We start from the raw sequence: 12296 nt of genomic DNA on the forward strand, positions 1-12296 counted from the left end.
ACGGGTAGCCGCCGATTTTAGCAGGCTCCGCCGACCACCCGCCGGCTTGGCAATCGCAACGATCGTGCGACAATGCCCACCTTGGCCCCGTAGCTCAGCTGGATAGAGCGTCCCCCTCCTAAGGGGAAGGTCGCCCGTTCGAATCGGGCCGGGGTCACCAGAAATCAGTGGTTTAGCGCGACACGCGCGTACTGCCCATTTTGCGTGACTACTGCCAAGGGTCGTATGGCGGGCCATGTCCAACTTGCACGTGTCCTGACCCTGTGCCCTCGCGATGCCACAGGGTCGGTCACCGACATCGCAGACGTTGAGAACCCAATGACCCGGTCCACGGTTCCTGGCCGGGCAGCAGGCGCTACCTGATCAAGCACTTCTAGCCCTGCTTCACGTCGAAGGGCTATCAACGAATGCCAGGAGCTGCGTTTTGTGCATTTCCGCCCAAGCACGGACGTTGATTGCTGGCCGGCCCAGCAGATAGGGGACGTCGTCCTTGACCGTACCCATGTAGCCCATGCGTCCATCGGCGAACTGTGTCAGTAGCTCGAATGAGCTACGGGCATACCAGTCCTCGACTTCCACAGTACCTTTCTTGAAGTGCGCTTCCACATCAGAGACACCGAGCATGTTGCAGTGAATCGGACGGTCGAGCACCTCGCTAAACGCGGCGGCAAGCTCTGCGCCGGTCATGGTTTCGGTACTGAGGTAGTAGTTCTTGGACCCGTGGCGTTCCGGACCCTCGCGCAGGACCTTGGCAGTTACTGCCGCCAGATCGTGAAGCGCGACATAGCCGACTCGGTTCTCACCCCAATAAACCGAGAACGTGCCTCCGACCGGCGGCGACACACTCAGCATGTTTTCGAGAAACACGTTGGGGTGCAGGTGCGTCCAGGCAATGCCGCTGGCCTCGATGTAGGCTTCGACCAGCGCGAACCAGCAATACTTCGAATCGGTAGCGTCGTCTGCCGCGAAGACTCCCTGGTTGACGATGTGCCGGACGCCGGCCTTTTTCGCCGCGTCCACCACGGTCTTGGTCTGGTGAGTCATGGCGATGGTATAGCCGGTCAGGACGTTCATGCGATCGACACCGCAGAGCGCAGTGGCAAAGGTGCGTGGATCATCGAGGTCGAATAACACGGCATCACGGCCCTCAGCGCGCAGCCGTTCCAGATCCTCCTGCTTGCGCACGCCGATGCGAACGCGCACGTCGCCTGGGTTCTTGTCGAACTCTTGTAAAATTAGGCGGCCGGTCTGGCCAGTGGTACCCATGAGGAAGATGAGAGGAGTGCTTTGGCTCATAAACGTTTTCCAGTGGTGACTTTTGGGTTGTGCAGGGCATGCGCGATCCGGCTAGGGCAATCTGGGCGTCGTGCATGTCCCAAGGCGAAAGAGCAGGGACACTTAGCGAGGCAGCAGAGTGCCGCCATCGTGGCGGCTCACCCATAGCCGGAACGCCGCAGTGGTCCGTTCGAACCATGAGCAACGCCTCATCGACCTGTTATGCCTCGCCGGCGGTGCCCACGCCCGAAGAGGGCAGGGCGCGCTTGATTGCAAAAGACGATATGTTTCGGACCCATCAGCCGGCAGTCTGCCGCTGAGGTAGCTCCTCAAGGCACGTTGCGACGCTCACATGAAGAGCGCCCGGGTAAGGCGAACGGCATACTCCGAGTCGGGGTTGGTGGTTCCGTCGCCAACCCGCTCCATGATCGCCTCGATCGCCAGGTCGCGGCGCTTAGGCAAGCGTGCACGGTCGGTAGCCTTCAAGGCCTGGGGCAGCTCCTCGCGCGTGAGGTCAGTGCAATAGCTTGGCGATCCAGGCTGCTGGCGCCATGATTCGCTGAGCGGTCCCGAATGGACGGCGTCAAGTCCGGTATCGTCCACCAGCCTCATCGCCATGTCGCGTGCACGGTCATCGTTGGCAGCGACGGGGATGGCGATTCGCCCCTCCGCGCCGGCAGGGACACCCTTCTCCGCGAAGGACGCGGAGGTGATGGCATTCCACGCCTTGGCGATAGAGCGGCCAAGCTGTGCTGCGACCCATTCGCTCTCTGTCAGCCCAGCCTCGATCTCCGCAATCTCACCATCGCGCTTGGGGTAGTAGTTGGAAGTGTCGATCACAACGGGATTGGCAGACAGGTTGGCAAACAGTGGGGCTATCTTTGGAATGGCACCGAGGGGCGTCGATAGAATCACCACGTCCACGTCCTGTACCGCTTCCAGGGACGTGACGGCACGGGCACCATGCCCAAGGATGTCGCCCTTGATGGTGTCCGGCCCTCGCGAATTGGCCACTTTGACTTCATGACCTGCGGCACTGAGTTTCTTCACGAGCGTTTTGCCGATGTGGCCGGTTCCCAATATGCCTATTTTCATTGTTTATCCTTTGAGTGGTCGATCGCTGCCAAAGGCGCGGCAAGCCGCGCGAAGCACTCCGTTCACCGCCCCGACTCAATGGAGTGGGCGCGGTGGATAATTGAATGCGCGCTGGCGTGCGTCAGGAATGGAAGGTCGTACTCGTGTCGACGGGCACGCGATCCATATAAATCCGGTTGCCAGGCGCTGCCTCATCTACGTACCCGAAAGAGATGCCGAACAGCAGCTTCAATTCGTCGGGAATGCCAAGGAATTCGCGGATTGTTCCGGCAAAGAACGCGAGCGCGGTTTGCGGGATGCCGCCGAGTCCGCGAGCTGCAAGCGACAGAAGGATGGTCTGGCCATACATGCCCATGTCACCGGCGACGCGTACATTGTCGCCAAATGAGGGCATGAACAAGAACGCGACCTGTGGGGCATTGAAAAACGAGTAGTTCATCGCTCCTACGCGGCGCCGGCCTTCCTTGTCTTCGCGCATGACGTTCATGGCTTCGTAGTAGGCCTTGCCTAGCGCGTCGTTACGTTTGCGATACTCGCCGTAGAAGTCATTCTGATCAAACGAGAAGTCGGGAGTGAATTCTCCTGCGTCGTTCTTGGCATGCAGTAACCTGGAAAGCTGCTTGAGCTTGTCGCCGCGGACAATGTGAGTATTCCAAGGCTGCGTGTTGCAATTGGACGGCGCGTGTTGCGCATCCTCCAGAACCTCCCGGATAACACGATCCGGCACCGGCTCATCCAGAAAGCCGCGTATCGAGCGACGCACGCGAGTTGCCTCGGTGAACGAGAGCATTCCTTCGGAGGTCGTTGCTGATTGTTCTCTGGCTTTGTGCATTTTTATGAATACTCCCGGATTTGTAAGGGCGTTCAGAGAATCCTCCAAGTCCGCCGCGGAACCTCAGAAAAATCTGGTGAACTACAACATAGTGCGCTAGATAAATGGGTTGAAGAGAAGGCTCTGGCGGCGTCTTTAGCCGAGTTGAGGACGACTCAGGGCCTGCAAGGTGTCGCGTAACTCGATCAAGCCCTGTTCGTCGAGCTTGCAAGCACTCTTGATCTTCTGGCTGACGCTCAAGATCTCGTCCCGGATGCCGCCGGCACGCGCTGTCAGATCAACAAGCACGCGTCTTTCATCGCGTGGGTCGCGGGCACGGGTAACAAATCCCGCCGCTTCAAGCCGCTTCACAAGGGGGGTGATGGTGCCGGTGTCCATGTCGAGACGCTCGCCAAGCATGCCTACGGACTGCGGCGAGCCATGCAGGAGCTCAAGTATCACAAGGTACTGCGGGAACGTCAGGCCCAGTGGCTCAAGGAACGGCTTATGCATCCGAGCCATTCTGTTGGCCGCTCCATACAGAGCGAAAGACAGTTGCAAACCCACGCTTTGAGACTTCGGCATCACGTTTCTGGTGAATTAGTCTTGTGCGCTAGACAATAAATCCGGCAATTCGCTATTGCAATAGCTGTGATTGACAAAGGGAACCAGCATGGCCTTTCCATACATTTTCGAGCGGCTGTCAACAGGCTTGGTCAGCGTATGTCAGCTGAGTCCCACGGATACGCTTCGTACGTGGGGAAGCCTTGTGCGCCCGAAGGCCGTTGTTCAGTGATGTGCAGTCATGGCTCAGACATTCTTGAATTGCGCCAGCATAGCCATGGTGTAGCGAGGTCGACTGTTGTCATCTGCATCTACACGCTCGGCGCTGCCCCCCGCGAGCAACAGGGACCGAATCTTCCCTCCTCCTAGCCACAGCGAGGCCATGGATCGGCACGAAGCCCTGCAGCCCCGGAAGGTCGCCCGTTCGAATCGAGCCGGGGTCAACAGAATCGACTAGACTGACGCTTGCGCTCGGCGCATTGCTGAGCGAGGTCATCGATTGCCTGAGCGATCGGTCGTATCTATCGTTCATCAACCCGACTCACCCATGCCGCACAACCCGCACCCCCACCGGCCTTGCAAACTTATCCATCGCTACCGAGGAGATGCGGCTATGGCGTAGCAGGCTGCCGAGTTGCTCGGGGACGCCCAGGCGTTGATCGACTTCCGGTTCGAGCACGGTGCGGCGGCGTTTGCGTTGATCGGCCTTGGCGAAGCGGATGCGGTTGTACTCGGCCCAGCCGACGGTGGTGATGGCGCTCATCAGGGCGATTACCGGCAGGGCGCCCAGTGCGAACGGATCCAGCGCGTTGTGCTTGAGATACAGCTCCGTGTAGGCGCTGCGCAGGCCGAAGAACCAGGCGATCAGCGTTGCCAGGGGTGCCCACAGATAGAAGTAGACCATCCAGGCGCCAGCGGTGGCGGCGCCGTAGGCGAGGCGGCGCGAGCGGCCGAGGCGTTGCGGCAGGTTGATGATGGGCGGTGTCATTGGATTCCTCGGTCGGGGCTTTTCCAGCGGGCGCGTTTGCTGCGGCGCGCGAGCAGGGCACGGGGGAAGGCGATGACGGCAGTGAGCATGCCGATCATCCAGAAGGCGACCGGATACCAGATCACCCAGAAGAACTGGCGCGCCAGGCCTTTTTCGTAGCGGCGTTCGATCACCAGGCTGGTGGCGAACTGCATCAGGCACACCACCGCCAGCACCAGGCCATGCCAACGCGGCAGGATGGTGTCGACGTACAGCGCAGGCGGCAGCGGGATGACCTTGCCGAGCAGCCACAGCACGATGATGAAGAGCATCGTGTAGGCCCAGGCCAGGCTGAGCGCATATTCCAGCAGCACGCCCCACATGCGTCGGCTGCGCCAGGACAGCACGCGGCGGCCATGGCTCAGCAACACTTCCACACCACCGCGCGCCCAGCGCAGGCGCTGCATCCACAGGCCACGGAAGGTCTCCGGCATCAGGATCCAGCACAGCGCGTTGGGTTCGTAACGGATATCCCAGTCGTCGAGCTGCAGACGCCAGGAGATGTCGATGTCTTCGGTGACCATGTTGTCGGACCAGAAGCCGACGTGATGCAGCGCCGACCGCCGGAACGCGCAGATCACGCCCGACACGGTGAACAGCCGTCCGTAGACACGCTGCGCACGCTTGATCAATCCGACGATGGCGGAGAACTCGCCCACCTGCATGCGGCCCATCAGCGTGGTGCGGTTACGCACCCGCGGGTTGCCGGTGACGCCGCCGACGCGCGGGCCGGAGATCAGGTGGCCGACCATCCAGCGGGTGGCATTCGGGTCAAGGATGGCGTCGGCATCCACGCACACCAGATAGTCCGAGCGCGATGCCAGCGTGCCGACGCGCAGCGCGTTGGCCTTGCCGTGGTTCTGCTCCAGGTGCACCACGCGCAGGCGCGGATGCTGGTGGGTGAGATCGTCGAGCGCTTGGGCGGTGTCGTCGCTGCTGCCATCGTTGATGGCGATGATCTCGAAGTCCGGATAGTTCTGCGCACTCATCGCGACGATGGTTTCGCCGACATGCTTGGCCTCGTTGTAGCAGGGCACCAGCAACGACACGAAGGGCTCGCTGGCCAACGGTGGCGGCGACGAGGGACCTGGCGTGCCGCGTTCGCGTCGCAGGTAGTAGTACGTGCCTCCGATCATCCAGAAGAACGCCATGATGATGGGATAGAAAAACGCGAAGTTGAACAGGGCGCCCAACAGGAGGCTGGTCGTCATCGGCTACCGCTCGATATATGGGAATTGCCGAGCCGACATGGCCTCGCGCGCTTCGGGAAGAGACGGGCGGCTGCCGATGAAGTCGTCGGGGTAGTACGCCAGGTGGCGCACGCCCGCAGCCAGGAGCAACTTGCTGTGTTCGAGCAGCACGCCCTCCGGCAAGGGCTTGCCGGTGCGCCAATCCACGGTCTGCAGTTCGAAAATGGTGTTCTCGAAACCATGCGGCTGCTGGCCGACCCGCTGCGCCAGCTGCTGCAGCCACTGCTGTGGGTCGTTGGCTTGCTCCATGTACGGCATCGCCATCAGCGCGGTGTAGTCGTAGGCCGAAGCAAATGCGTCCAGGCGCTGCGCGAACCAGGCCTCGCTATGCGGCTGCAGCACTGGCTGCGCGAACAGGTTGCGCACGGTCACCAGCTTGGGGCGCCAGCGTTCGGCGGCCGCTTTCAGCTCCTGGGTGAAGCCGATCAGCTGCTGCGTGCGCGTGGCAGGATCGCCATTGCCGTAGGCAGGCACTTCGTCGTCGCGCAGATAGGCATCGTCGTGGAACAGCAGGCCTTCGAAGTAGGTGTTGGCGGCCAGGTCTTCGTAGATGTCGGCGACCAGCTGATGCGTGCGCGGATTGCCCGGATCCAGGCGCGGCACATCCTTCGGGTCCTTGCCGCGAATCTGCAGCGCCGCCTGCTGCTGCGCGTCGGGGAGACGGAAGCCCAGCACTGGCAACCAGGCAAACACGCGCACCCCTGCACGGGTGCGCAGCTGCCAGGCCACACGCCCGAACAGATCCGCGCGCATCGGCAGATGCCGGTTGGGGAAGTACAGCGCATCGGCTGCGCCATCGCCATCAGGGTCGGCGAAGGCCTGCAGGAATACATGACTGGGGCCGATGTCCTTGACGCGCTGGACCAGGATGTCGAGGTTGCGTGCCAGCTGCGCCGGGTCCGGGTCGTAGACGTAATCCAGATCGATCTGGATCGCACGCAGGCCATCGCGCGACAGGTCGCGTCGCAGTTCGCCGGCCAGGTCGCGCACATCGGGGTTGTTGAACAGCAACAGGCGGCCGAGGCTGGCCAGCGATTGCCCGTCCACGCGGTCGCGGCCCTGCTGGCCGATATCGGCTTCGTGCGAACGGCCTTCCAGGTCGAAGCTGAGCGTCATGCCCAGTTGCGCGGCAATGGCGTTGCTGGCGCGGTTGTAGGCGGCATACGGCCACACCATGGCGCGCGGCGGTTTGCCCAGGTGCGCCACGATGGCGTCGCGGCTATGGCGCAGATCGGTCTGGATGCGCTGGCGATAATCCGCTTCGCTCTCATAGCCCTTGCCCGCTTCCCAACGACGGGTGACCGCTGCCGGGGTCTGATTGCCGAATGGATTGCCGGGGATACCTTTGTGCAGATCGTCGCTGTGCGAACCGATTTCGATCAGGCCGCTGTCCTGCATTTCGCGCAGTTGCGCCCAGGTGACGAAATCATCGTGGGTGAAATCGCGATGGCCGTAGGGCACCACCTGGCCGGCCGGTAATTCAACCCAGCTGGTGACGGGGGCAACCAGCGCGGGATAACCATAGGCCTGCAATAACGGAAAGACGCGCGTGTAGACGCTGCGCAAGCCGTCGTCGAAGGTCAGTAGCACCGGCCTGGAAGGCAGGGCGCGCCTGCCGGCACGTGCATCCAGAACCTGCTGCACACTCACCGGGTGGTAGGCGTGCGAACGCAGCCAGTCCAGATGCGCGGCGAAGTTGCTGGTGGACACCGCATAACGATCGGGATCGCCCTTGGCGGCGACGTCGTCGCGAATATCGTGGTAGCTGAGCACCAGCAGGCCCGCCTGCGCCGACGACGCGAACGTCATCAGCAGCAAGGCGACCAGCAACAGCGGCAGGCGGATCAAGGCGTACCTCCCCATCGGAAATCCAGGTCGAATCCAAGTTGTTGTTCGCGCTGGCCGTCGTAGACCGGGCGCGACCAGCTCACGCCGTAGCTCAGCGCACTGCCGTCGCCCAGCGACCACAGGTGCCGATACGCCGCGCTGGGCACCCACTGGCTGCCGAAGCCGGACTGATAGGTCGGCCCGACGGTGACCTCCAGCCGCTGCCGGAAGGCGTAGTCGTAGCGACGCCAGCCGATCTGATCGATGCGCACGCCAGCGGCCACCGCAGAGTTGCGGCGCGGATTGAAGTAATTGACGGCGCGGTCGTCTTCGGCGCGTCCGGCCGAAGCGGCGAACAGGCCATCGAGCAGCACGTGCGGGCTGGCCCACAGGCGCTGGCTGCCGGACAGATCCAGCTGATCGCGCCGATTGCCGTCGCTGTAGCGCAGCTGGCGTGCCTGCAGTTCCCAACGGCTTTCGTCGTTGGGTATCCAGCGCAGGGCGGCGCCGATGCTGTCGCCAGTGATGCCGAAACGGCGTGCCTGCAATGAGGCGTCCGGATCGCGTGTGCGCCAAGCCAGGCTGCCGTACCAGGCATCGGAAAACCGCCAGCCGGCATCCAGCGCCCAGGCGGTGCCATCGCGATCGAATTCGTCGAGCGCCCGTCCGCCGTAGGCGCTGACATCCAAGCGGTCGTAGCGGTAGTGCGTGCCCAGCCAGAAGCTGCGATAACGTACGCGCGTGTCCTGGAAATCGGCCCAATCGTCGCGTGCACGCAATCCCACGCGCCAGCGCTCGCCGAGCAGCGGCGATTCGGCTTCGAGCAGCGTGCTGCCGAAGTCGTTGCCGAGCGGCGAGGTGCTGTTGGTCAGGGTGTCATTGTCGCTGCGGCCGCGCGCATGGCTGAGATGTACCTGCCAGCCGCGTTGGCGTTCCAGCGAGGCGCCAAGCCGCTGCAGGCCGGCGTCATCCGGATATTCCTTGCGCAGCGGCGCAAAGGTCGCCTCGGCCAGATCCAGGCGATCCAGATCGCGCTGCGCTTCGACCACGCCACTGCGCGCCTGTTTCTGGTGCGGATCCAGCGTCAAGGCCATCGCATTGCGTTGCAGCGCGGCGCTCGGGTGCCCGCGACGGAATTCGATCGAGGCCAGTGCCGCTTGCAGCTCCGCATTGTCGGGGCCGATGGCTACGCGTTCGCGCAACAGGGCGTCTGCGTCGCGATTGTGGTTGGCCGCCGAGCGTGCGGTGGCCAGGGCGATGTCTGCGCTGAAGCGATCCCAGTTTTCGTAGCCGCTGCTGGCGCCGTTGCGGCGCGGCCACGGCGCCTGCGTGGCCGCGAGTCTTTCAAACAGCGGCATCGCCAGGTCGAAGCGCTCCTGCTCGAGCAAGGCGTAGCCCAGCAACAGCTGCGTATTGAAGTCGTCGGGATTGTGCTGCAGGGCCTGCCGGAGCACGGCTTCGGCCTCGGCCGGGCGACGCAGGCCCATCAGCGAATCGCCGACCGTCGGCAGTACATAGGCGGGAACCTCGATACCTTCCGCCTTCAACGCCTGGTAGTTGGCCACGACGTCGCGATGGCGCTGCCGCTGGTTGAGCGCGACCAGGCTGTCGACGCGCAACCGCGTGGCTTCCCAGGTCAGCGTCGGCGGTGATTCGCGTTCGATGCGGGCGACGTTGACCAGGGCCTGGTCGGTCTCGGCATAGCGGTGTGCGGTGTCGATGGGTTCGGCGCTGGCCCACCCGATCATGCGGGCGACACGATCGTTTTCGATGCGCTCACGCTCCTGCTGCGAGAACCAGTCCGGATGCCGCCACACGGCCTCTGCGGCAAGCTGGGCGCTGCCGAGGTCGCTCAGCGTGATCGCACGCATGGCATAGGCGCCACGATCCCGCGGATTCGCACGCAGTACGCGCTCATAGATGGCCAAGGCATCCGCATGGCGTTGCTGGCCGCGCAATTGCTCAGCCTGCTGCATGGGAGTGAGGGCGGTGGAGGCGTCAGTCACCCCGTTCGGCCGCACTTCACCACTGTGCGCCTGGGGCACACATGCGGCAATCAAGGCGAGGCTGAGCAGAGGAGTGAGTGCGCCCGTGCGGTCAGGACAACCGCGACGCACGTGGTTGCAAAAGCTGGGGGAAAAGGCAGTGCATTAGCGGTCCAGGCGTATGACGACTGGCGATACTGCGTATGCCTATGTAAAGCCTACGTCATCACGAATTTAACGCGATCTTCATCGGATCAGTCTGCTTTAAGTGTGACATCAGTCACTAAAAACGCGTCGAGGCAATCTTCCCGTTCCAGTCAATCGCCTTCAAGCGGCGCCACGGGGGCCCGGAAATTGACGGGGCGGGCATCACTCGAATACGCCCCATGATTTGCCACGCTGGTCGCAGTTACATATGCATTAATCGTCATTACTGTGTTGTCTACGTTAGTCACGCGTTGCCGGATGTTTTGCGCTTAAAAGGGGCGAATCAGGTAGCAGAGCCGATACGCAGGGATATTTTTGCCCGCTTTTTAAGTGATTTGAGTCACAAAATTGGAAGGGTCGGGTTTTTCTTACAGGGTGACCCCTACACGGCGCGTTGACCAGTTCTTAACGTTCCATCACAGTTGCGCCGCGTTCGTTGTGCTGAAGGTTGCGTCGCCGTCTTGGTGGCCGGGCATGGCGGTGTGAGCGACGGGGCGCCCAAGCGCGGCCCGCCGGACAGGGGGCAGGACAAATGTGGATGCGTTCGGCGCCAATGGCGCTGGCGGCTTGCCTATGGGCTGTCGCCGGGCTGGCGGCTGCACAACAAACAGCACCGACAACGCTGGATCGCCAGGAGCAATTGCGCCAGGCCGAGGAGATTCAGCGGCGTCAGGAACAGGAGCGACAAGCACCCTTCGCCGGCCCGCGCGAGGATGCCGAGCGCGTGGATGCGCGCAGCACCGTGCTGCCAAAGGAGGAACTATGTTTCCCGATCGCCCGCGTGCGCCTGTCCGGTGCAGGGAACGACGGTGCACGCTTTGCGTGGTTGTGGACCTCGCTGCGTCGTTATGAGGGCCGCTGCATCGGTCGCGCGAGTATCGACATCATCCGCCGTCGCGCCCTGGACCAGCTGGTCGCGCGCGGCCTGGTCACCACCCGCATCGGCGTGCCCGAACAGGATCTTTCGCGCGGCGAACTGCGTTTCGAACTGATGCCCGGCCGCTTGCGTGCGGTGCGCGTAGTTTCCGACACCGGCGGCGAACATTGGAAGAGCGCGCTGCCGCTACGGCACGGCGACCTGCTGGACCTGCGTGCGATCGAGCAGGCGGTGGAGCAGTTCAAGCGACTGCCATCGCAGGACGCCAAGATCGACATCGCGCCGGGCGAGGCACCGGGCGAATCGGATCTGGTCATCACCTTGCAGCATGGTCGGCGCTGGCGCGGCGTGGCCAATGCCGACGATTCTGGCGTGGAAGCTACCGGGCGCGTGCAGAGCGGGCTGGATTTTTCGCTGGACAACCCGCTGGGGCTCAACGATCTGCTCAGCGTCGGCTACAGCCATGACCTGGCCACGCGCGACGAAGAGCGCGGCACGCGCGGCAATAGTCTCAGTTACAGCCTGCCATGGGGCTGGTGGACGTTTGCGTTGTCGGCCTCGTCGTACCGCTACCACCAGCGCGTGGACGGATTTTTGCAGACCTTCCAGTCCAGCGGCGAATCCAGCAACGCGCAGCTGGATATCCAGCGCGTATTGCATCGCAACGGCACCAGTAAGACCTCTGCCGGTGTCACGGTTGGCCGGCGGCGTGCGCGCAGTTATCTGGATGGCGTGGAGATCGGCATCCAGCGTCGCGATACCAGCAGCGCGGAGTTCTACGTCACCCATCGCCGCTATCTGGGGACGATGCAGTTGGACGTGCGCATCGCGCATCGGCGTGGCACGCCGTGGTTCAACAGCCAGTGGACCGGTTACGACCCGCAGATCGGCTTCCCGACATTCCGTTATGGCGTGACCACGCTGGACGTGAGCACCGCCATGCCGTTCAAGCTGGGACCGGTGCCGATGGCGTGGGAAAGCAGCCTGCGTGCGCAAACCGCAGGCGAGCTGTTGCTTGGCTCGGAGTTCGTCACCATCGGGGGCCGCTACAGCGTGCGTGGCTTCGATGGCGAAGCGACCTTGGGCGCGGAAAAAGGCGCGTATTGGCGCAACACCTTGAGTTTTCCGATCCAGCAGATCGGGCTGACACCGTACCTGGGCCTGGATGCCGGTCGCATCGATGGCACCAGTGCCAGCGGCCTGCGCGGCCGCAGTCTGGTGGGCGGCGCGGTGGGTCTGCGCGGGGGCTGGTTCGGTGCCAGCATCGATGCGTTTGCCGGCTGGGCGATCCATCGCCCGGATGGGTTTGGAAGTGCGCAGCCGGCGTATGGCGCGCGTGTGATCTACCAGTTCTGACATGGATCGCGCCGCCAGCCGG

General features: G+C 63.1%; 9 protein-coding genes and 1 tRNA gene. 2 read left to right on the forward strand and 8 right to left on the reverse strand.

The genetic code is table 11. The features are described 5' to 3' along the window. The first annotated feature begins 83 nt into the window (after positions 1-83). A tRNA-Arg gene (locus DGN21_RS09000) sits at positions 84-160 on the forward strand. 224 nt (positions 161-384) lie between these two features. On the opposite strand, the gene DGN21_RS09005 is transcribed toward DGN21_RS09000, so the two are convergent. The 8 genes from DGN21_RS09005 to DGN21_RS09040 form a co-directional block, all read right to left on the reverse strand. Then, on the reverse strand, positions 385-1296 hold the full coding sequence (locus tag DGN21_RS09005) for an NmrA family NAD(P)-binding protein (protein WP_065032283.1): 912 nt from the start codon (positions 1294-1296) through the stop codon (positions 385-387). A 327-nt stretch (positions 1297-1623) separates the two neighbouring features. After that, positions 1624-2370 (reverse strand): NAD(P)-binding domain-containing protein, encoded by a 747-nt coding sequence (locus tag DGN21_RS09010; RefSeq protein WP_126966369.1) that lies wholly within the window; start codon positions 2368-2370, stop codon positions 1624-1626. 121 nt (positions 2371-2491) lie between these two features. Next, a complete protein-coding gene (locus tag DGN21_RS09015; RefSeq protein ID WP_126966368.1) occupies positions 2492-3202 on the reverse strand; it encodes a nitroreductase in 711 nt (236 codons plus the stop codon). A gap of 135 nt (positions 3203-3337) precedes the next feature. Further along, positions 3338-3694 carry a MarR family winged helix-turn-helix transcriptional regulator gene (locus DGN21_RS09020; RefSeq protein WP_202397492.1) on the reverse strand — a complete coding sequence of 119 codons (357 nt, stop codon included), beginning with the start codon at positions 3692-3694 and terminating at the stop codon, positions 3338-3340. A 592-nt stretch (positions 3695-4286) separates the two neighbouring features. After that, positions 4287-4733: a poly-beta-1,6-N-acetyl-D-glucosamine biosynthesis protein PgaD gene (pgaD, locus tag DGN21_RS09025; RefSeq protein ID WP_024937760.1), complete on the reverse strand. Its 447-nt coding sequence runs from the start codon at positions 4731-4733 to the stop codon at positions 4287-4289. Then, a complete protein-coding gene (gene pgaC / locus DGN21_RS09030; protein ID WP_160954870.1) occupies positions 4730-5983 on the reverse strand; it encodes a poly-beta-1,6-N-acetyl-D-glucosamine synthase in 1254 nt (417 codons plus the stop codon). Before pgaC ends, pgaD begins: the two co-directional genes overlap by 4 nt. A 3-nt stretch (positions 5984-5986) precedes the next feature. Continuing rightward, on the reverse strand, positions 5987-7885 hold the full coding sequence (gene pgaB, locus DGN21_RS09035) for a poly-beta-1,6-N-acetyl-D-glucosamine N-deacetylase PgaB (RefSeq protein WP_126966365.1): 1899 nt from the start codon (positions 7883-7885) through the stop codon (positions 5987-5989). After that, on the reverse strand, positions 7867-9825 hold the full coding sequence (locus DGN21_RS09040) for a tetratricopeptide repeat protein (protein WP_126966364.1): 1959 nt from the start codon (positions 9823-9825) through the stop codon (positions 7867-7869). The genes pgaB and DGN21_RS09040 overlap by 19 nt, the downstream gene beginning before the upstream one ends. Positions 9826-10573: 748 nt before the next feature. On the opposite strand from DGN21_RS09040, the gene DGN21_RS09045 reads away from it, so the two are divergent. After that, positions 10574-12274: a ShlB/FhaC/HecB family hemolysin secretion/activation protein gene (locus DGN21_RS09045; protein WP_126966363.1), complete on the forward strand. Its 1701-nt coding sequence runs from the start codon at positions 10574-10576 to the stop codon at positions 12272-12274. Positions 12275-12296: the final 22 nt, after the last annotated feature.

This window comes from Xanthomonas sp. MLO165, assembly GCF_018831305.1.
Lineage (GTDB): Bacteria > Pseudomonadota > Gammaproteobacteria > Xanthomonadales > Xanthomonadaceae > Xanthomonas > Xanthomonas arboricola.

Coding starts and splice junctions, on each gene's coding strand:
- DGN21_RS09010 (WP_126966369.1), bottom strand. CDS start 2,370: ATGAAAATAGGCATATTGGGAACCGGCCACATCGGCAAAACGCTCGTG.
- DGN21_RS09020 (WP_202397492.1), bottom strand. CDS start 3,694: ATGCATAAGCCGTTCCTTGAGCCACTGGGCCTGACGTTCCCGCAGTAC.
- DGN21_RS09005 (WP_065032283.1), bottom strand. CDS start 1,296: ATGAGCCAAAGCACTCCTCTCATCTTCCTCATGGGTACCACTGGCCAG.
- DGN21_RS09015 (WP_126966368.1), bottom strand. CDS start 3,202: ATGCACAAAGCCAGAGAACAATCAGCAACGACCTCCGAAGGAATGCTC.
- DGN21_RS09040 (WP_126966364.1), bottom strand. CDS start 9,825: ATGCAGCAGGCTGAGCAATTGCGCGGCCAGCAACGCCATGCGGATGCC.
- pgaC (WP_160954870.1), bottom strand. CDS start 5,983: ATGACGACCAGCCTCCTGTTGGGCGCCCTGTTCAACTTCGCGTTTTTC.
- pgaD (WP_024937760.1), bottom strand. CDS start 4,733: ATGACACCGCCCATCATCAACCTGCCGCAACGCCTCGGCCGCTCGCGC.
- DGN21_RS09045 (WP_126966363.1), top strand. CDS start 10,574: ATGTGGATGCGTTCGGCGCCAATGGCGCTGGCGGCTTGCCTATGGGCT.
- pgaB (WP_126966365.1), bottom strand. CDS start 7,885: ATGGGGAGGTACGCCTTGATCCGCCTGCCGCTGTTGCTGGTCGCCTTG.